This is a genomic window from Spirosoma profusum, assembly GCF_014699005.1.
Taxonomy (GTDB): domain Bacteria; phylum Bacteroidota; class Bacteroidia; order Cytophagales; family Spirosomataceae; genus Spirosoma; species Spirosoma profusum.
In genome coordinates, this window is sequence record NZ_JACWZY010000001.1 from 212,233 (window position 1) to 234,020 (window position 21,788).

Annotated in this window: 13 protein-coding genes; 6 read left to right on the forward strand and 7 right to left on the reverse strand. The window is 48.8% G+C overall.

From position 1 onward, the window contains the following. Positions 1-70 precede the first annotated feature (70 nt). Positions 71-1,456 carry an MATE family efflux transporter gene (locus IC229_RS00795; protein WP_190885015.1) on the reverse strand — a complete coding sequence of 462 codons (1,386 nt, stop codon included), beginning with the start codon at positions 1,454-1,456 and terminating at the stop codon, positions 71-73. A gap of 338 nt (positions 1,457-1,794) precedes the next feature. Here IC229_RS00795 and IC229_RS35215 point away from each other — a divergent pair, with 338 nt between their 5' ends. The 6 genes from IC229_RS35215 to IC229_RS00820 all read left to right on the forward strand — a co-directional run bounded on the left by IC229_RS35215 (position 1,795) and on the right by IC229_RS00820 (position 11,811). Beyond that, positions 1,795-2,187 (forward strand): PIG-L family deacetylase, encoded by a 393-nt coding sequence (locus IC229_RS35215; protein WP_223833790.1) that lies wholly within the window; start codon positions 1,795-1,797, stop codon positions 2,185-2,187. A 62-nt stretch (positions 2,188-2,249) separates the two neighbouring features. Next, positions 2,250-2,585 carry a hypothetical protein gene (locus IC229_RS35220; RefSeq protein ID WP_223833791.1) on the forward strand — a complete coding sequence of 112 codons (336 nt, stop codon included), beginning with the start codon at positions 2,250-2,252 and terminating at the stop codon, positions 2,583-2,585. 331 nt (positions 2,586-2,916) lie between these two features. Further along, on the forward strand, positions 2,917-3,462 hold the full coding sequence (locus IC229_RS00805; RefSeq protein WP_190885016.1) for a GNAT family N-acetyltransferase: 546 nt from the start codon (positions 2,917-2,919) through the stop codon (positions 3,460-3,462). A gap of 98 nt (positions 3,463-3,560) precedes the next feature. Continuing rightward, positions 3,561-10,340, forward strand: a complete 6,780-nt coding sequence (locus IC229_RS00810) for a polyketide synthase (RefSeq protein ID WP_190885017.1) — start codon at positions 3,561-3,563, stop codon at positions 10,338-10,340. A 100-nt stretch (positions 10,341-10,440) separates the two neighbouring features. Continuing rightward, positions 10,441-11,286 (forward strand): sugar phosphate isomerase/epimerase family protein, encoded by an 846-nt coding sequence (locus tag IC229_RS00815; protein WP_190885018.1) that lies wholly within the window; start codon positions 10,441-10,443, stop codon positions 11,284-11,286. 129 nt (positions 11,287-11,415) lie between these two features. Further along, positions 11,416-11,811 carry a hypothetical protein gene (locus IC229_RS00820; RefSeq protein WP_190885019.1) on the forward strand — a complete coding sequence of 132 codons (396 nt, stop codon included), beginning with the start codon at positions 11,416-11,418 and terminating at the stop codon, positions 11,809-11,811. A gap of 147 nt (positions 11,812-11,958) precedes the next feature. Here IC229_RS00820 and IC229_RS00825 read toward each other — a convergent pair whose 3' ends face one another. The 6 genes from IC229_RS00825 to IC229_RS00850 form a co-directional block, all read right to left on the reverse strand. Continuing rightward, positions 11,959-13,326 (reverse strand): PhoPQ-activated pathogenicity-related family protein, encoded by a 1,368-nt coding sequence (locus IC229_RS00825; protein ID WP_190885020.1) that lies wholly within the window; start codon positions 13,324-13,326, stop codon positions 11,959-11,961. Positions 13,327-13,459: 133 nt separating this feature from the next. Beyond that, a complete protein-coding gene (locus tag IC229_RS00830) occupies positions 13,460-14,728 on the reverse strand; it encodes a hypothetical protein (protein ID WP_190885021.1) in 1,269 nt (422 codons plus the stop codon). A gap of 82 nt (positions 14,729-14,810) precedes the next feature. Further along, complete coding sequence (locus IC229_RS00835) at positions 14,811-16,454, reverse strand: SusD/RagB family nutrient-binding outer membrane lipoprotein (protein WP_190885022.1); 1,644 nt, start codon at positions 16,452-16,454, stop codon at positions 14,811-14,813. Between the two features lie 94 nt (positions 16,455-16,548). After that, entirely contained in the window at positions 16,549-19,950 is a 3,402-nt protein-coding gene (locus tag IC229_RS00840) for a SusC/RagA family TonB-linked outer membrane protein (protein WP_223833792.1), read from the reverse strand. Further along, complete coding sequence (locus tag IC229_RS00845; protein ID WP_190885023.1) at positions 19,928-20,089, reverse strand: hypothetical protein; 162 nt, start codon at positions 20,087-20,089, stop codon at positions 19,928-19,930. The genes IC229_RS00840 and IC229_RS00845 overlap by 23 nt, the downstream gene beginning before the upstream one ends. A gap of 483 nt (positions 20,090-20,572) precedes the next feature. Continuing rightward, a complete protein-coding gene (locus IC229_RS00850) occupies positions 20,573-21,118 on the reverse strand; it encodes an RNA polymerase sigma factor (protein ID WP_190885024.1) in 546 nt (181 codons plus the stop codon). Positions 21,119-21,788 lie beyond the last annotated feature (670 nt).

The window sequence follows — 21,788 nt, forward strand, 5'->3', positions numbered from 1 at the left end:
CCTATCGCTCAGTTAACAGGTCTTTTTGGGAAAAGTTTCGGGATAAAATCACCACGATACGTAGCGCTATCTATACCTGAACTGTTTTCCATCGACCCCGACGAAATACAAGAATTGCAATGATAGCCAGCAACGTTTCGCTGATAGCTACCGACCAGAACACGCCCGACGGTCCAAAGCTGAACGAATTAGTTAACATGAAGGCTAGTGGAATTTGTACCATCCAGAAGCATACAATATTAATTAATGTTGGTGTTCGGGTATCGCCCGCTCCGTTGAGTGCCTGACTCAATACCATGCCATAAGCCATGAACAGGTAACCTAAGCAAAACACTCGTAAACACTGTACCGCAATATCAACAACGCGCGTGTTGCGGTCGAACAACCCCACGATTTCGGATGCCCACAAGTAAAAGCCAACCCCAACGGCAGCCAGAAAAATCATGTTGCAGAAAGCCGCCCGCCAGGCCGATGTTTCAGCCCGAGCCGGTTCGCCTGCACCCAGATTCTGTCCTACCAACGTAGCAGCGGCATTAGCCATACCCCACGACGGCAAAATCGTAAACACGATAATCCGAATGGCAATGGTGTATCCCGCCACTACGTCGCTGCCGTAGGTCGACAGGATGCGTGTCAGGAATATCCAACTCGCCGAACCCACCAGAAATTGACTCGTTCCACCAACGGCCAGACTGAGCAGGTTACGGATAATGCCACGATTGGGCACAAAATCGGCTTTTAACACCTGAATACCCCCTGTTGAACGTGTCAGCGCATAAATTTGATAAAGTACGCCAATGGTCCGTCCGGTTGTCGTGGCTACGGCGGAACCCATCACGCCAAGGGCCGGAATTGGACCGAATCCGAAAATAAATATCGGACACAGTACGATGTTTACTCCGTTTGCAATCCACAGTGAACGCATGGCTACCGAGGCATCACCTGCCCCGCGCAGGCAACCACTGAGCGTATAAAGCAGGATAATTGCTGGCGAACTGGCGAAAATCATCCGGGTGAAGTTGGAGCCGTTCGCAATGAGTTCAGCTTTGGCGCCCATTAATTGGAGGATATTTTCCGCGAACAAGAAGCCGGGTAAACCCAGAAAAATGGCAAAACCCAGCGATACCAAAATAACCTGCCCTACCGTTTCAGCTGCGTCGCGACGATTATCTTCACCAACACGTCTGGCAACCAGCGCAGTAGCTGCTGTACTCAGTCCAATAGCAATGGAGTAAACGATCGTCAATACAGATTCCGTCAGGCCAACGGTGGCAATGGCTTCGGTGCCGATTTTAGCCACAAAAAATACGTCGACGACGGCAAACAAGGATTCCATGACCATCTCCAGGATCATTGGAACCGATAGCAGAAAAATAGCCCGGTTTATACTACCGGATGTAAAATTGGTTTCTGAACCACGTAATGCGGCTAGAAATAACCGAAAAAACTTGGTCATTAGTGATAAGAATACGACGCTGTGACCCGTAAGGACGCAGGTAGTGAATGAAGTAAAAAATGAAGAGAGCTGCCTGAGTGGCAGAACTGACTGAGAAGAAAGAAAACCTGCGAAAGGTTTTAAGCGAGGAACTTCATCGGCGTTGACCGTCCGACTGTAGCGGACGCAGTTAAGGCTGCAAAGATAGAGATTTCATTTTTAAAAAGCCAAAATGTATTGAGTAAACGGTCAATAAAACGAGTTTCAATAGGTAGCGGATTGGCCCAGACAATGTTCCTATAGTTGGCCTGGTCTGTCTTTGTTAAACGCTTGTAACTTTACCTGCTACGTCCAAACTCATGAGACTGCTACGTACTACGTTTCTCTTTATGTTCACGCTAAATGCCTTCGCGCAAGGCCCCAAAATGCTTATCGTAACAGCCCATCCCGAGGTTGAGACAATGTTTCCGGTAACGGTTTTTAAAATTACCCACGAGCTGAAAAGGAGTGCCGATATTGCTTTATTAACTGATGCGTCGAGTGGGTTCAATGGCATGGTGGCGTCCAGTTATTTCGGGATGAACATGCTTGACTCAGCCGTGGGGCGTAAACATCTACCCATTATTCGCAAGAAAGAAATGCGGGCTTCGGGCGAAATTCTGGGATTGAAAAACTATTTTTCTTCGATCAGCGCGACGACTTTTACAATCGCGATGAAAAACCGTATCTGGAAAGAAAACGGTGGAATATAAAGTACGTCGAACGACGATTGGATAGCATTCTGGCTACTGGGCAGTATGACTACATTTTCTGTATGATGCCGCACGAAGGTCAGCATGCGCACCACAAAACGGCCTCGCTGAGTGCGTTACGTGCCATTCAACGCTATAAAGGATCAAAAAAGCCGATTGTTCTGGGCGGTCAATCGCAGAACAAAGGTGATACGTTCCGATTTACAGAACTAGCTGGTTACCCGGAAAGTCGCATCAGTAACATGGCACCTGTTTTCGAATTTGACCGGTCTTATAGCTTTGGTGAAGACAACAAACACAGTTACATGATTGTGGCTGACTGGGTAAAATCTTCGCATAAAACGCAAATCGGACCGCCGAAGCGGTGGCGATATGAACCAGGCCATGCACCGGGGTGATTTTGAAACGTTCTGGTACTTCACCCTGAACGGCGGCCAACGTATTGACGAGGTAAAACAGTTGTTTACAACTCTTAAAAAGACTGGCTTTCCAACGAAATAAAGACCTTCTTCAGGATAAATAGTAAATTATTTACTCCTGAATGCTGCGTTATATTCTCTATAGATAACTATAAAGCTACTTTACTCAAAAATCATACAAACGAAAAAGTCAGATATAGTATATTCTTTTTGCACAATTTAAGGTGACATGATAACTATTTGTCGTCTAAAGCACTAGAGTATCGTAGCTTTTTTGCTGCGTAGTTACCTACCCATATTTGATGTAAACATGAATATTGACTGTGGGCCTTGCGCTATTCGCTCATGGCGGTTTGGCGATGAAGACAATTTGCATCAACACGCCAATAGTAGGCCCATCTGGCTTAATCTTCGCGATACTTTCCCCCATCCCTATACAGAAATTGACGCCCAGCGGTGGATACAATACGTTGTTGACCCTGAGCTAGAAACCAACTTTGCCATCGATGTCGGTGGGCAAGCGGTGGGCAATATTGGCCTGCGCATCGGCGAAGACATTGAACGCTATTCAGCCGAAATATGGTACTGGTTGGGCGAAGCTTTTTGGGGGCGGGGAATTGTTTCGGCAGCCTTGCGGACCATCACGGAGTATGCATTCACGGAGTTTTCGCTAACCCGGCTCTATGCAAAACCAATGGCCCATAACGTAGCATCCATCAAAGTTCTTGAGAAAGTGGGTTTTCAGCGAGAGGGGTTGCTACGTTGGAGCGTCGTGAAAGACGGCGTGATGATGGATACGTTCATGTATTCGTACCTATCCAGCGATTGGCTGGCTGAGAATGGTAACCTTACCTGACAAAGAATTTAATTATAGTTGACGCTTTATCCCTATTGAAGAACGTAACGGAATAATTATGAAACAGAGTACGTAGTGAATTTTGATACTACCCATAAATGGATACCACTTTATATTTATCGTCTGTTGCGTCAGAAGTAGTCTCCTACCCGAAGCATAAGACCCTTGTCGATCTGTTGGTCGAGCAGGCTCACCGTACCCCGCACAACGTAGCAGTTGTGTTTGAGAACGAGCAGCTTACGTATCAGGAACTCGATGCGCAATCGAACCAGTTGGCCCATTACCTGCGCAAATTAGGCGTGGCTGAAGAGTCGTTGGTGCCTATCTGCCTGACTCGCTCCATCAACATGATTGTTGGAATATTGGGTATTCTCAAGGCCGGTGGTGCTTACGTACCCATTGATCCCGACTACCCGGCCGACCGAATCATCTATATGCTGGCCGACCTGAAGGCGACTATCGCTGTAACGGATGTGGCTTCCCGGCCGATGCTGGAGCGGATGGTCGAAGGTGTTAATCTGGTGTGTCTTGATCGGGATCAACAAGGTATTCGTAATGAGGTTACTACGTTCGTAGCCACGCAGTTAACGCCAAAAAGTCTGGCATACATCATTTATACGTCTGGTTCGACGGGCCGTCCTAAAGGGGTGATGATTGACCACGAAAATGTGGTAAGGCTTTTCGTGAACGATGCTCCTCTATTCGATTTTGGTGAGCAGGATGTCTGGACCATGTTTCACTCGTTCTGCTTCGATTTTTCGGTCTGGGAAATGTACGGCGCTTTGCTGTTTGGCGGTCGGTTGGTGGTGGTTCCGAAGAACGTAGCGAAAGATGCTACGTTGTTTGCTACGTTACTGGCGACGGAAAAAGTAACGGTACTCAATCAGACACCATCTGCCTTCTACGTCCTTCAGGAACAGGCCGTTAGTAAATACCAAACGTTGGCGGTGCGCTACGTTATCTTCGGAGGAGAAGCACTGAATCCGAGTAAGTTACGTTCGTGGAAGCAGGCTTATCCTGATTGTGCGCTGATCAATATGTACGGCATTACCGAAACGACCGTACACGTTACGTATCTGGCTCTGACGGATGAGCATCTTTCGCAACCCAGCAGCCTGATTGGGCGTCCGATACCAACCTTGTCAACCTATATACTTGACGCTGAGCAGCAGCCCGTGACAGTGGGAGAAGTAGGCGAGTTATACGTCGGTGGAGCCGGGTTGGCACGGGGCTATCTCAACCAGCCAGAGTTAACAGCAAAACGATTCATTCCCAACCCGTTCAGCAACCATGCCGGCGACCGACTCTACCGAAGTGGTGATCTGGCGCGACTGTTGCCCGGTGGCGATCTGGAATACATGGGGCGAATTGATGAGCAGGTTAAAATTCGCGGGTTTCGGATTGAACTGGGTGAAATTGAGCAGGTTATGCTACTTTGTCCGGGCATAAAACATACCGTAGTCGTCGCTAAATCGTATGGCGACGACGATGTCCGACTGGTGGCTTACGTAGTGCTGGATGGAACTTTCGACAAAAAAACTATTACAGACTTTCTGGCGACTCGGCTCCCCGATTACATGGTTCCCAGGTTGCTGGTTCCCATCGAGCATATTCCGCTGACCAGTAACGGAAAAGTCGACCGTAAAGCGTTACCAACTCCCGATGCATCTACGAGTCTAACCACTTCCTATGCGGCTCCGGGTAATCCAACCGAAGAAAAACTCATTCAGGTTTGGAAGGACGTATTGGCCGTGAGTCGGGTGGGGGTAAACGATAATTTCTTTGAGTTGGGTGGAAATTCGCTGCTGGCTGTGCGGACTGTTACCTTGCTGAAGCAATTGCACACGTACGATACTCCGGTTACGAAATTATATCAGTTTCCAACGATACATGCCCTGGCGAATTATCTGGATGGCGGTCATCAAACAAAACCACGTAGCACGGGCCGTACGACAAAGAAATTAGAGTCAGATGACGTAGCGATTATTGGGATGGCTGGCCGTTTCCCCGGCGCTGATTCTGTCGAGGATCTGTGGGACGTACTGAAGACCGGCCGCGAAACCATTCATTTCTTTACTGACGCCGAATTAGATTCATCCCTATCCACCGACCTCACAGGTGATCCGGCTTACGTAAAGGCGCGCGGCATACTCGAAAAAGCGGCTCAGTTTGATGCCGGTTTCTTCGGATTGAGCGCGAAACTGGCCGAAGTGATGGACCCGCAGCACCGGGTTTTCATGGAAATTGCCTGGGAGGTACTCGAACAAACGGGCTATCTACCTAATCAGTACGGCGAACGTATTGGCGTTTGGGCCGGATGTGGTAACAATACGTATTACCTCAACAACGTACTGGCGAATAAAGAAGTACTAAATCAGATTGGGAGTTTCCAGGCGATGACCGTCAATGAGAAGGATTTCATTGCGTCTCGTACGGCTTACCAACTCAATCTGGGTGGGCCAGCGGTCAGCGTTTATTCGGCCTGTTCTACGTCGTTGCTGGCTGTTGCTCAGGCTGTTGATAGTATTCGGTTGGGGCATTGTGAACTGGCGTTGGCGGGTGGGGCCAGCGTAACGGCTCCCATCTACAGTGGTCATCTTTACGAAGAAGGAGCCATGCTGAGCCGCGACGGTCACTGCCGACCGTTCGATGCGCAGGCCACCGGAACAGTTTTCAGCGATGGGGCGGGTGTTGTACTGTTGAAATCACGAGAAGCCGCCGAACGTGATGGTGATACAATTTACGCCATCATTAAAGGAGTAGGCGTCAACAACGACGGTGGCGGGAAGGGGAGTTTTACGGCACCCAATGCCGAAGGCCAGGCCATCGCTATTCGGACAGCCCTTGAAGACGCTCGTATCGACCCATCGACGATTAGCTACGTAGAAGCGCACGGAACGGCCACTCCGCTGGGTGATCCCATTGAAATTGAGGGTTTAATGATGGCGTTCGGAGATGTAGACCAACGTCAGTTCTGCGCGTTGGGTTCTATAAAAAGTAATCTCGGACATCTGACGGCAGCGGCTGGAGTGGCGGGTTTGATTAAAACGACGCTCGCCCTGCGATACAAAGAGTTACCGGCTTCGCTCGGTTTCGATACGCCTAATCCGGTTATTCCGTTTGCCGATAGCCCTTTCTACGTGAACGATACGCACCGCGAATGGACGACCACCGGACCGCGTCGGGCGGGAATAAGCTCGTTCGGGGTAGGGGGGACCAACGTACACGTAGTGGTGGAAGAGTACGCGCCGTTGGAGCCGGTTTCTCAGCCGAAAACGCCAGCTAAACAACGGCATTTCCAGCTTTTCCCCTGGTCGGCGAAGTCAGAACAAAGCTTGAATAACCATGCCCTAAATCTTGCTAACTACCTGCGTGAGCAACCGGATTTGAACGTAGCAGACGTAGTAGCTACGCTTCAGAATCGCCAGTTAACGCATAACTACCGGCGTTACGTTCTTGCTCGAACGCAGGATGAATTAATCGCTACGTTGACCGCACCGGCCATTCCGCATTCCGTTACGTCGGCTGCTGCTACGCCCAATGAAATCGTCTTTTTATTTCCGGGACAGGGGGCGCAGTACGTTAATATGGGGCTCGAACTGTATGAAAATGAGCCGGTTTACAGGCAAGCTGTCGATACGTGTGCCGAGGGATTACTTCCCCATCTGGAGGCTGATATTCGGGACGTATTATTTCCCGAAACGGTTGATCAGGAGGCTGTTGAGCGACTGAAAGACACTCGTTATACGCAACCAGCCCTGTTTACAACAAATTATGCGCTGGCTCGACTTTGGCAAAGCTGGGGCGTAGAGCCAACCGTTTTTTGCGGACACAGTATTGGCGAATTCGTAGCCGCTCATCTGGCTGGGGTTTTTTCTTTACCAGACGCGCTGTCCCTGATCGCGGCTCGTGGCCAACTCATCAGCGAGCTACCATCGGGAGGGATGCTATCGGTACGTCTTGGGGCCGATCAGGTGACTGCTATGCTGCCTGATACGTTATCGTTGGCTGCCGTGAACAGTCGTCAGCTCTGCGTGGTGGCTGGTCCGAATGAGGCCATTGCTACGTTTGCGGGCGAGCTGGAAAAACAGAATATACCGAATCGACTGCTGGAAACCAGCCACGCCTTTCACTCATCCATGCTCGACCCGATTCTGGATGAGTTTGAGAAAACGGTGCGAGGTATTACGTTACGCCGTCCACAGAAACCAATTGTCTCGACCGTAACTGGTACGTGGCTGACCGATAGCGACGCAACAAATCCGGGTTACTGGACCACACACATGCGGGCAACCGTTCGATTCGCCGATGCACTGGAAACGCTCTTTACGTTGGAAAATCCGATGCTTCTGGAAACTGGGCCAGGTAACGTAACGGCAACGCTGGCCCGCCAACAGGCCACTCCGCGAAAGGTCAACGTAGTGGCCAGTCTGGACGGTACCAAAAACGGGCAGACTGATTACGAATCGGTGATGAAAGCGCTGGGACAACTGTGGATCAAAGGGGTGAACCCTGACTGGCAGGCATTTCGGGCTAGTCATCCCCAGCGGATCATTACGTTACCTACGTATGCCTTTGACCGTAAACACTGTTGGGTCGATCCACCCAAACCAACTTCCTCTATTTCGATAGATTTACCACCGGCAACGGTCAGTTCATTACCTACCCAACATGTGATAGCTCAGCCCATAATGAGAAAAAATAATATACAAATTGCTGTAAAAACGTTGCTGCACGAAATAACAGGCGTCGATGCAGGTGACGTAGTACCAACAACCAGCTTTCTTGAACTGGGGCTTGATTCATTGATACTCACCCAATTTTCATATACACTCCGAAAGAAATTTGGTTTACCTATCTCATTCCGGCAACTGAATAATGAATTCGGTACGTTGGAAACGTTGGTCGATTACCTGGATCAGGGACTTCCTGCCGATGCGTATCAACCGGAAACGCCTGTCTCTTCGCCAGTTGTATCCCCACCGCCCGCACCGAATCCGGTGATTGCTACGTCGGTACCACTGATGCCGCCAGTCGTTCGTCCTGTTAGCGAGGGATTGGGTACTACAGATTCTATTATGACTTTGTTTGAGCAGCAGTTGCAGATTATGGCTCAGCAAATGGCTGTGCTACGTGGTCAGGAAGTTGGAGCAATGCCTGCGCCAACTTCGTCGCCAGTAACTGCCGAAGCGCTTCGGTCAACGTCTGTTCCGACAGCTACTGGTTCAATCAAAGCGCCTGTAAAACCGACCGGTGCTATACAAGCGTTTGGTGCTGGCGCCCGTATTGAGCGGCAGGCGTCGGCATTGAACAAAACACAGGAAGCTTTTCTGCAACAACTGATCCAGCGCTACGTCCGCAAAACGTCGGCGAGTAAAACTAATACGCAGGAAAATCGGCAGTGGCTGGCTGATCCACGAGCTGTTACCGGATTTAAGCCGCTCACAAAGGAATTAGTCTACCCACTTGTTGTCGATAAGTCGAAAGGGAGCCGGTTGTGGGATATTGACGGAAATGAATACATCGACGCGCTAAATGGCTTTGGTTCAACACTGTTCGGCCATCAGCCGGAGTGGCTTACCAGGGTTTTGCATGAGCAGATTGAGCAAGGCTATGAACTCGGCCCGCAACACAAACTGGCTGGCGAAGTAGCACGTTTGATCTGTGAATTTACCAGTTTCGATCGGGCCGCTCTGTGCAATACGGGTTCCGAAGCGATTATGGGTACCATCCGCATGGCACGTACCGTAACGGGTCGCTCGCTGATCGTTACGTTTGCTGGTTCCTATCACGGCATTTTTGATGAAGTAGTTAGCCGCGGGAGCCACGACCGGAACGCTACGCCGGCTGCGTTAGGCATTATGCCCGAAGCGGTTCAGAACGTATTGGTCCTGGATTACGGTACGCCGGAAAGTTTGGATACTATCCAGACGAGGGCATCTGAAATCGCAGCCGTATTGGTTGAGCCTATCCAGAGCCGACGTCCTGAATTCCAGCCGGTTGAATTTCTTCGAGAACTTAGATCCATTACGTCTGCCGCAGGCACAGCCCTCATTTTTGATGAAGTGATAACGGGGTTCCGAATGCATCCGGGCGGTATGCAAGGGTTTTGGGGTATTCAAGCCGATCTGGCTGCGTACGGAAAAGTAGTTGGGGGCGGTATGCCCATCGGCGTGATGGCCGGTAAATCCCGATTTATGGATGCCCTGGATGGGGGCTTCTGGCAATACGGCGATACGTCGTTTCCTCAGGCCGACATTACGTTCTTTGCCGGTACGTTTGCGCGTCATCCGTTGGCGCTGGCAGCTTCACACGCTTCACTACGTTATATGCGCGAACAAGGACCCGCGCTACAGGAACGCCTGACAGCCAAGGCAAAACGGCTGGCCGATACGTTAAACACCTTTCTGACTCAGCGGCAATTGCCCATATTGATAGCGCAGTTTGGTTCTCTCTGGAAAATAAAATTCACGCAGGACGTACCCTATGGTGAACTTGTGTTTACGCTGATGCGGGAACGAGGCATTCACATCTGGGATGGCTTCCCCTGTTTCATGACCGAAGCGCATACGGATGCTGATATTAAACGAATTGCGGAAGCTTTTCAGGAAAGTATACGGGCATTAATTGACGCGCAATTTTTGTCTTCTCCAGCGCCTGTATTACCCAAAGCGGCTCCAAAACCGACCAATATGGTTAATAGCGTGGATCATCCACCAGTTGCCGGAGCTAAACTCGGACGCGATGCTCAGGGGAACGTAGCGTGGTTTTTTAAAGACCCGTCCCGACCTGGGAAATACCTTCAGTTGGTCATTAACAAGCCTGAAAGTCTTGTGAACAGCGGTTCGGCGAATGGGTCGAGTAACGGCACGCATTAATGGTTCGGGAAAGTAGAAAGACCGGTACTGTTACCTTATGAGGAGACAAAAGCGCCCTATGCTTTTGGCAGTATTCTTCTTTCTCACTTTTGGAAACCCTATGAAACGGATTACCTTTTTATGTTGTCTATTAGCGGGTATTACGTCCGTGAGCCAGGCGCAGCCTTTTGGCAAACTCGTAAAGCAAACGCCTGGTATTGTGTCGTATACGATGCGTGATAGTTTTGGCAAAGACGTACCTGGTACGCTGGACAAGATTAAAGCCTGGGGAATTACCAACATCGAATTTTCGTCATTGTTCGGTAAAACGGCCTCTGAACTACGTGCCCTCCTCGATCAGCGTGGTATGCGCTGTAGCAGTTACGGCGTCAGTTACGATGCCATCGACCAAAAACCAGATTCTATTTTGCAGAATGCCAAAACGTTGGGTGTGAAATACATACGTATCGGATCGATTCCGCACAAAGGCCCCGCCACGCTCGATATTATTCAGAAAGCGGCTGAAGTGTTCAATCGTTTCGGCAAACAGGCAAAGGCGCAGGGCTTCATGTTCTGCTACCACAATCACGGCTTTGAGTTTCAGCCACACGGAGACGGTACGTTGTTCGACCTCCTGGTGACGCAAACGAATCCTGACCTTGTTGGCTACGAAATGGACGTAACGTGGACCTATTTGCCCGGTCAGGACCCGGCGAAATTGCTGACGAAATACCCTAATCGCTTTCGGCTTATACATCTGAAAGACGTAGCGAAAGATGTTCCTCACAGCGATGCGGGTGGAATGCCAAATGAAAAATCAGTGGTGTTGGGTACCGGACAAATTGACTGGCCCGCTGTTCTGAAAGCCGCCAGCAAAAGCTCCATCGAATACTACTATATCGAAGACGAAAGCAAAGCCGTCGAACAGCAGGTACCCCAAAGCATGGCTTATCTGAAGAGTTTGTAATAGCTTTTTGTCGTGCTACGTGTTTGTCTACGTTTCAAATTGAGAACAGCGTGTTAACCAAATCGCTTTAATGTTGGTTTAACACGTATCAACTACTCAACTTGAACCACGTAGTGTCGTGGCACCGTTATGAAAGGACTATTCGCTATGCTGTTGCTGGTAAGTCTATCGGCAACCGCGCAAACAAAACCTGAATCGGCAGTTCCGCCTGCCATTGTCGCTGTTGTCGAAACTGTTTCTGGGAAACACTTCGTACCCGATACAACCTTTGCCAGTTTTTCGGAGGAGGATAAATCGCTGTTAGCCAAAGAGCCTGTCGCGAACTGGAGTCTGCTTCAGGAGTCGGACAACATGGCTTTCTCTAATTTGGTTGTTGGGACTCGCTCTTATCAATTGGTGATCAGACGCTTACCGAAAGCGTCGTATCCAACGGCAACCGTGCTACGTTACACGACGCCCCAATCTAAACCTGAGCCGATTGTGCGAGGAACGCTTCAGGCAAAAGAGGAAGCGAAGGCGAAGTAAAGATTTGACCACACGAGAATGTCAAGTCAAACAAGCGTTTTTTTGTCATTCTGAGGAACGAAGAATCTTAAAGCGTCATAGCTCTCAAGTAGTTAGCCTTAAGATTCTTCGTTCCTCAGAATGACAAAAATAGCGTCACTAAAAATATTACTTCAAAAATACTTCGTCATTGTCCGTCAGAAACATACGGGTGCTTTCGGTGTAAGTGCCACCCGTGGGCGATTTATATTTTAGGTCTACGTAAAACGCCCGATAGCCTGATGCTGGATAAGCTTCGCTTACAGAAATCTTGTTCTTGTTGTTGATACCCAAGCTTTTGCCCTCCCACTTCTCGTCCTGGAAAATTCTATCCGTCGAGTTGGCGGCCCAAACTGTTACGTCCTCCAGTTTATCAGACGTTGCTTTAATGGTGAGATCCACGCCTTTTTTTGTGCTCGTAACCGTGTATTGGCAAGTTGGATAGGGTTGTTTGGTTAACGTAGTACCGAAAAATGCATTCAACGCTTCGAGTGCCTGACGTTTATCTCCCAAATCATGACCGACGTTGGGGACGTAGTGAATGTAATTCTCGCCCGGAATCTGGCCGATGTAATGCTTCACCGCATCGACGGTCCAGTATTCATCGTTTGTGCCCATGAACAGCATTTTGGGCATGGTCAGTTTTTTGCGATACGAATACGGATCAATCATTTCGTTGATGGCATCACCTTCCTTGCTATGTACAGTTTGCGGAATGCCCAGCTTTACGTAGTCGTCGATCTGCTCGCTGTATTTATTCCAGCTTTTCATCTGATAATCCAGGTTAACCGGCATATTCAAAATGTCGATAACCATGGGTGCAATGGCAACCGCCCGTTTGTCGCTGGCACCAGTCAACCAGGTGGTCCAGCCGCGTTTTGAAGCTCCCGATACAACAAAGTTTTTAACCTCCTTTTGAAGCGTTTTTTGGGCTAATTCCTGCACAGCGTCCATCGCCCGAACGGCACTTTTTACCATCGGAAAAAGCAGCGGCCAGGTGTAGTCGCCGTCTTTCTTAAACTGGTGCAACGTATACGAAATCAGTGCATCTTCAGTCAGATTGTTGTAAAGCGGCTGATTGGGCGTTTGGCGCAGTACCGCCACAATGGCGTTGTTTTTAGAGGCAAGCGTGCTGATGGCTCGGTTAAATTTATCATCGTGACCATTCCATCGTGGCTCACCATCCTTAAGCGAACCGCCTGTAATAAACAGCAAGGCACCGTCATGCTTGATTTCTTTCGGCACAAGCACCGTTAGTTGATGTTTCCAGGTGTGTTCGCGCCATTTTTGGGAAGTCAGCAGAACTTCGTAAGCGGTAATGTCGCCGTAGGTATAGGTATCTTTGGTTTCCCATTTGAACGACTTGTCATCATTGTGAAGGTAGCTTTCAAGTGCGGTCGAAGGGGTGATTCCATCGGTTTTTTCAGGAAGATCAAAAGCGAATAAGGCGCTGAGAAGACCGGCAACGGCAACTGTTTTGAGGAAGTACTTTTTCATTAGGGTATTGGAATTGATTACAAAATTTTTGTCATCCTGACGAAGGAAGGATCTTAACGTGTCATCATTAGAGTGCTAGGATACGTTAAGATCCTTCCTTCGTCAGGATGACAAATCGACTACCTAATTTCTGTTATTTATACCCATCAGCTTTGGGTGAATCGGCGATTAATTTCAGGGCTTCGTCCATGTAAATTTCGGCGGTATTTTCGCCGAGGCTGGTTCTGCTGATGTAGTCATAACGCTTGAAACTCCTGAAATCGACTTTGGTAAGCATGTAACCAAATGCGTCGTTGGTCAGGCCAAACAGCAACGGTACGTTGGTTTTCATGTGTCGTTTAACGTAATAGCCGACATTGGGTAACGCTTCGCCCGGAATGGTTAGTACCTGGGCAGTACCGATATTCAACAGATTGACCTGCGCCACCACCTTATCGTCAGGTGCTATGTCGTATTTCAGGGGCGAATTCTTTACAATGTATTTCATTACGTCGGAATCGATCGGAAATGTAACCTTGCGAACTGTGCAGTAAAGCGAGGGATTCGATTGAGCTTCGGCGGGGCTGATGATACGTAGCGCTTCGTCGGCCAGTAATTCGCCGATTCGGATGCATTCTTCCCACGTATTAGCTTCTTTTCCGGCCTCCCGCCGGTTGTCCGCCGTTACCATGCCGCCCTGCGCACCATTGACAAACAAAGCTACTCCGCCAACTTTTGATTCAATACGTTCATAGAGTGGGCCACATAAATCAGGGCTCAAAATACCTCGACCCGACCCAATGATTTCGGGGTGAATGGCATAATTCACTAACGTAACGATCGGTTTACCTGCGTCCTGACCTGACGTAGCAATGGCCTGAATAACGCCACAACGTGGGTCGAATAAATCGGGAGCGTAGTAGTTGTAGGCAATTTGGCCTTTCGCGTCGCCAACCGCCGTTTTTAGCGAGGCTGGAGCTAGTTTGGACACGGCTTCGTTTACTGCATCAGCGATGGTGTGTACGCATTTGTCTAGGTAGGCGAGATCAGCGAAGGATTCTCCTTTTTCGTTCGGGAAGCCGTAGGCATCGGGGCCGCTATGCGTATGCGTACAACCAATCAGCACATTTTCAGGCGGAATGCCTTTAATGAGCGCTCTGGATTTATTACCCAATACTGACGGCCAACCCAAATTATCGACGCTCACAATAGCGACGCGGGTACCTGCTTTTTCAAATACGCAGGCTCTTACGAACAAATCACCTTTCTTCTCAACCGCTTTTTTAGGCGTACCAATTCCTCCCGAAACGGGTAAAAGTGGGTTGGGGGTGATCACGCGAACGGCTGCACCCGCTTTGAATCCCTGCGCGAACGACGAGAAAGAAAGGCTTACAAACGCCAGTAAAACAAGGAGGTTTTTCATGAAAGCCTTTTTATAAAACTTCCCGAAAGCCCAGAGCTCTCGGGAAGTCGTTAGGTACGCTGTAATTATGTGCGGATGGTTTCTACCAAGGCTTACCCGTTCCCTGAACGAGCCACTGTTTCGACCAGGCGCTATTTTTACCATCAGCCTGCGAATTCGCGGTGATTTCGAGTTTCTCGATCGCTGTACCTGAGTTCGTTTTATTCAGATTCAACTCATCCCGCATATAGTAGAATCGGAGCGGTAATACTTTGCGTTTGGCAGTGGGGCCAGCTTGTAGAGCAGGTAGACCCGTCCGCCGGTAGTCGAACCAGGCTTCGGTGGCGCTGGTCCAGCTCGAAATCCATTTCTGGGTTAAAATCTGTGCCTGCGTACCGTCGTAAGCCACGCCTTTTTGCGCGATGAACGCATTGTAACTGCTGGCTAATCCCCAGGCATTTAGCGATGCTTTAACGCCATTTTCGTAGCGCGTTTTCGCGTCACCAGCAGCCCAGCCTTTCTGCGCGGCTTCGGCCAGAATGAAGTTAACTTCAGCCGCCGACACCAAACGAGCTTTCAACAAAGCGCCTTTGGCCTCTTTGTAGATTTCGTTGAGGTACGATACGTGCGGATTGACCGAAGTCTGTCCAGGCGTTGGGTTGAAATTATAGCCCGATGGTAACTGCGAAATGCTCGGTGGTAAGCCAACGTAGTTCGGGTCCTGATCGATAGGTGTAGTACCGACTTTATCAGGCGAGATATACCGAACGCCACTCGTGATTTTGTCCGTACCAGCGGGCAACGTAGCATCCACTTTGAGTGGAATTTCTACTTTCTTGGCCCAGATAGCTAACCGGGGATCGTTAGTGGGTTGCATAGCTTTCAACAACGTAGAGCACATTTTGATACGTCGGTAATTGCTGCCGCTGATGTCATAAACCGCATTAGACGGCCAGGAATCACCTGCATTATTTCCCGGAAACGCCATCGTAGCATCAGCCGACGCATCGTCAATGATTGGGTACTGCGCTGGGCTGGCAACAATTTTCTCGATGCCTGCTTTTGCTACGTCGGGCTGCTTGGTCGAAATGCGCATCAGATACCGAAGTTTGAGCGAATTCGCCAGTTTCAGCCATTTGGTAGGATCGCCAGCGTAGTACAAATCAGCCGATTCGACAATACTGGTATACCCACTTTTGGGCTTCGAGAGTAACGTACTGGCTTTATCGAGATCGGCCAGAATGCCTGCGTAGATCACATCCTGACTATCGTATTTGGGTGCAATGTCATCGAGGCCGCCCAACTCGCCTTTCAGGGCGTTCGTGTACGGAGCATCTCCCCACAAATCAGTGATCAGGCCAAACAGCATCGACTTCATGACCAGCGCTACGCCCTGCTGAAATTCCATGTTCAGCGCAACGGACCGTTGATAGACCAGATCGTTGTTACGTAGCAGGTCGTAATAGGCCGTCCAGCTTTGGTCGCCACCCCAGTCGTAATCGTTATGGCCACCAAACCAGGCATCTTTCTGCGTATGCTGTACTACCCCGGCAACGTCCTGAAAGCCAAGGTTGGTGTACAGTTTCGCCGTCTCAGAGAGCACGGTAGGCAGAACCAGATTGGGGTTCACCGTTTCGGGCTGAACACCGTTGGGGTTCACGTTCAGTTGTGTCAGGTCTTTGCAGGCAAACAGACCGGCCAGAAACAGCGTGAGTATGGCCGTATATTTTATTGTTATCTTTTTCATGTTGGAAAATTTTTTAGCAGAGGGGGTTGAGCGTAGGACAGAGGGACTGAAAAATCTATAATTCCCTATGCCCAAACCCCTCTGCCCCATGCCTTTAGAATGTGAGACCAAGTTTGAAACCAACCGGAATAACCCAGGGCGTTACGTTGTAGCGCTCGATACCTTGCTTAAACTGTGTACCAGCCTGAGGCCCGGCTTGTGGCTGGAACGCCATTTCGGGATCGACGTTGATCTTGGCGGCTGTCCACAGAATGATGTTGCGGCTATAAACCGAGAAGTTGGCGTTCTGCAAACCAATCGATTTCACGAAACGAGCGGGCAAATCGTAACCAATCGAAACTTCCCGCAGCTTCACAAACGACGCATCGAACGTAGCGGCCCGGGTGAAATCCCACGGATAGTTGTCGCCGTAAGGAATGATCTTGGTGCCAGATGCGCCCAGGTTTTCGGTGTATCCAGTGATGTTCCCCTGCGCATCATATTGTGCAATTACGCCCGGGTTGAATACGCCATACGCGTAGGTTTTACCACCAAATTCAAATGGATAACCGCCGTACTCAGCCGTTGGTCCGCCCACAATGGGGAAGTAATTGCCGTGAATTTTGATGTACTGATCGGCATTCTCAACCAGCCAGTTACGTAGCGCATCGCCGGTACGACCGCCTGGATTGATCAGGTTATCCAGGAACCGCTGCGACCGTAGATCCGATTCGGAATACCGATACGTTTGCGAAACAAAATCGCCACCCGACCGCCAGTCAAGCGAGAAATTCAGCGTGAAACCCTTATACGACAGGGAGCTTTGTGCGCCCAAATTAAAATTCGGGTTGAAGTTTCCGATTTTGTTTTTAACCGTGCTGGCGCTACGTGCCTGCCAGGACCCATCGCTGTTCAGAATTGGATAACCAAAATATTTTGAATTTGCATCCGTGACGGTAATGATTTCGGCATCGTAAATATCACCGACTTTATCGCCTACGTAGGTCCAGGCACCGCCTTTGGCATCGGTCCAGAGCGTGTAGAACGGTATGCCGGGAGCCAGCTCTTTAATTCGCGTTACGTTCTTCGTAAAGTTGGTCGTCAGGTCCCAGCGAAGGCCGCCTTTGTCGATTAGCGTACCACCGAGCGAGAGTTCAACACCACGGCTTTCGAGTAGGCCAGCGTTGATGTTTTTGGTCGTAAAACCTGAAGATGGGGCAATTTGCGACGGCAGAATCTGGTTGCGGTTTTCCGATACGTAGTACGTTCCCGAGAACCGAAGCCGGTTGCGGAACATGTTGTAATCGATACCCACTTCATACGACGTAGCAATTTCCGGTTTCAGCTCGGGAAGCAGAATGCTGCCGGGTTTCGACAAGCGCGTTACACCATTCCATGCTCCGGCATCGCCAAGAGTAGGATAGAGGCTGTAGGGATTGGCATCGTTACCAACCTGTGCTACACCCGCCCGAACTTTGAACATGTCGACGGCGGCTGGCATGTGAAATATCTCGTTCACAAGCAAGCTCAACGAAGCCGATGGGTAGAAGTACGAACGGTTGTTGATCGGCAACGTACTGGACCAGTCGTTACGGGCGGTCAGATCCAGGTAAATCATGTCCTTATAGCCTAGGTTCGCGGTTCCGTAGACGCTATAAATGGCTTTCTTATACAGGTAGTTGTTGTATACGAGGTTATTCGGCGCAATGTTCTGAATCGTGTACAGCCCCGGAATGATCAGACCGGCTCCGTTTCGGCTGCTGGTGCTGATGTCCGTCGATTGCGAATAGCGGTCGTTACCACCAGCCGAAACCACCAGACTCAGGGCATTGAACCGCTTGGTATACGTAGCGAGGACGTCGACGTTACGTTCATACCGTTTCAGGTTGATCAGACCGTATGCACCATTGGGTTCGCCGGTGTAGCTTTTGGCTATTTTAGTTTCGCGTTGTTCGTTGTACGTATCAAGTGAGTAGCGGCCCATCAGTTTAATGTCGGGCGTGAGCTGCCATTCCGCTTTCATATTCCCAAATATGCGGTCGCGAACAAAACTGTTATTCACTTCATAAGCCAGGAACCAGGGATTATTATAGTTACCCTTGCTGGTCGTTTTCTGTTGAATACCTTCCTGACCTGGTACCCAGTAATCGCGCAGTTCATTGATGTCGACGTGCGAACCGACTCCGTAAGCCCACTGCATCGGGTTAGTACCCCGCTCGCCGGCCGGCCGGTTGTTGGAATTGCTCCGGCTGAAGTCCAGATTAGTGCTCAGACTCAGTTTGTTATTGACACGTACCGTTGTATTGAGTGCCAACGTATTTTTAAACAGGTCTGAATTGGGGATAATACCCCGGCTGCTCATGTTGGAGTACGACAGCCGATACGTTACTTTCTCCGAATTGTTCGAAATCGATACGCCATTCGTGGTGGTAACGCCCGTACGGAAAAAGTCTTTTACGTTGTTCGGGTGCGAAACGAGTGGCGTTGGAACCGGCTTCCCATCAGCACCAATCGGGCTGTTCCACTGAATAGCTTTATAACCCTTATCCAGTTCAGGACCAATGCCACCAGCCGAACTTTCGTCGATTTGCAGAATGCCGCCCGGATAAGGGTTCGCATCGGGCGTGAAGGGAAGAATACCCGTCGCGAAGTTTTTCGTCATTTTTAGATAACGGTACGGCTGATCGAAAACCGTATTCGACGTAACGGAAACGGTCATTTTCTGCGAGCGTGAACCGCTTTTGGTCGTAATCAGCACGACGCCGTTACCCGCCCGTGAACCATACAGAGCGGCTGCGCTGGGGCCTTTCAGAATCGAAATATTTTCTACGTCCTCAGGATTAATGTCAGAAATGGCGTTTCCGTAGTCAACACGGTTGTCGCTACCGATCTGGCTGACGTTGTTGAGCGAGTTCGCTACGGGTACCCCATCGACCACAAACAAAGGCTGGTTATCGGTATTGAGCGATTTGGCGCCCCGGATGATCATACTAACCGATGAACCCGATGGCCCCGTTGAGCTAATCTGAACGCCTGGTACGCGACCCGCCAGCGAGTTCAGTACGTTCTCCTGCGCCACTCGGCTCAGGTCTTTGCCTTGTACTTCACCAACGGCATAACCCAGCGAACGGGCTTCCCGTTTGATACCGAGCGCCGTCACGACGACTTCGCCAAGCACTTCGTTATTTTCAACCAGTGCTACGTCGATAACTGATTGACTACCAACCGGTATTTCCTGCGTTTTGTGACCTATAAATGAGAAAACCAGCACCGCTTTCTCGTTATTGACAGTGATGGAATATTTCCCGGATTGATCCGTAACCGTTCCTAACTGCGTGCCTTTTATCAGGATGTTGGCGCCAGCGATTGGTTGGCTGTTTGTTGCCAACGTAACAGTTCCGGTGATGGTTTTGGCTGGTTTACCTTTGGCCAGCGCGGGTATAAAGCAGACACTTACCAGTAATGCGACGGTAAATAGGTGCCTTATGATCAACTTAATAGGAGAAATTAAGCTCATACGTGTTCAGCGATAAGTGGTTCAAAAAATCGTTCGAAAAGAATAGTGTAAAATGGATGATACGTACTGAATGAGTCGAATAAGCCGGGTTAGTGGTCAGAATGCTGGTATTATGCCCTCTTCGCGGTACATTCTTCATTATCCATTGAGCGGGTATCCGTCAATCCGTCCAATTCAGATTGGGGACTGTATTGATTTAGCAGTTCGTTAAAATGTGTTTCCAATGCATCTGAATAGGTCTGCAAACTGGTTTCGTTATGCAGCCCCGCTAAAAATTCGTCTAATTCTGCCCTCGACAGCTTATTATTAAGTAGCTGTTCGATTAGATAGCTGCTGCCATGATTCGACATTATCTCTCATCCGTTAACAGTTTTTCCATAGTACTGCCGAAAACTGCTAAAGGACTACTAGCGAATGCGTTAATTTTTTGTGAAGCGGAGAGAAAGGATAATGTAAAATGAAAGAGGTTAGCAGGAAGGTTTATTTCAAGCTGCGTTTTTTGTCATGCTGAGGTACGAATCGGACCGCCGAAGCGGCATCTTAAAGCATCCAAACCAGCGAGAAATGAAACATCAAGATGCCGCTTCGGCGGTCCGATTCGTACCTCAGCATGACAAAAAAGCTAGATAAGGGCAAAGTCGACTTTTTCGCGGAGGAGTTGCTTGGCTTTTACAAGCTGATTTTTAACGGTATTCTTGGAGATCCGTAGCATTTCCGCGATTTCCTGATAGGATTTGCCGTCTTCTACGTTCATGCGTAGAATCAGTTTACGCTTTTCCGAAAGCGAGCTGATGGCAACCTGAAGCAATTGAATGCGGGCTTCCTCATCGTCGGGATGCTCGTTGTTCATGACCTGCATTCGCTCTACGTAGCGTTGCTTCAGGAGTTGACTTTTTTCCAGCTGTTTCAGATGGTCGAACGCCAGATTACGGAGGCAGGTAAACAGATACGAATTGAAATTCAAGCTTGGATTGATGGTCGCTCTACGTTCCCATATCTTAATAAATACGTCGTGCACCATATTTTCGGCGTCTTCGGTATCTTTCAGCAGCGACGTACAGAACTTGAGCGCTGGCGTGCGGTAATGCCGATATAGTTTGGCAAAGGCAACCGGATCGCCTTGAATAACTTGATGAAGAACCGATTCGAGGGTATAGTTAACAGTCATATAAGGAAATGGTAAAGTCGTAGTACGATGGGTATAAGAGTAATCGGCAACGCCTGATTCAACCGTATTGTCAATTACTCATAATTCTTAAAATTGACTGGTTTGATGAAATTTTATTATTTATTCAAGCTGATTGTCCAAATAATAATTGGGAAACACACGCAAAAGGATTTATTGATCATTGTTAACAAATCCTTTATATTATCTTAATATAGCCTAAATAGCCAAATAAAATTTGGATTTCGCTAGCTTATTGAACAAATATAGACGACTTGATTTCAATTAAATTTCGCACTTTGCGTAAAATAACCTTCAATTTGCGCAATGAAGCGTTAGGACAATTTTGTTTGCTTTTTTGATATTAAAAACTTTAACCAGAATTCAGCTAAACATACCGGATGAACGGTAGTTGGTGACAAAACTGCCTTAGGATAAATAAATGAATTGTTACTAATGTGTAGATATATTTTACCTGAAAATGGCCTGAAATTTGACAGAAGTAGAGCAAAATCTCTGCCGTGGTGACAAGAAGATAGTACTTATTATGGCTTTTAAATAGAATTAATTTTAGAATTGATTAGCTGAAAGACTGTATTTGTAGTAACAAATTCTAAACTAATAACATAATAAGCCAAGCGCATTGTAATAAAAGAACGTGAAAAATGGGCAA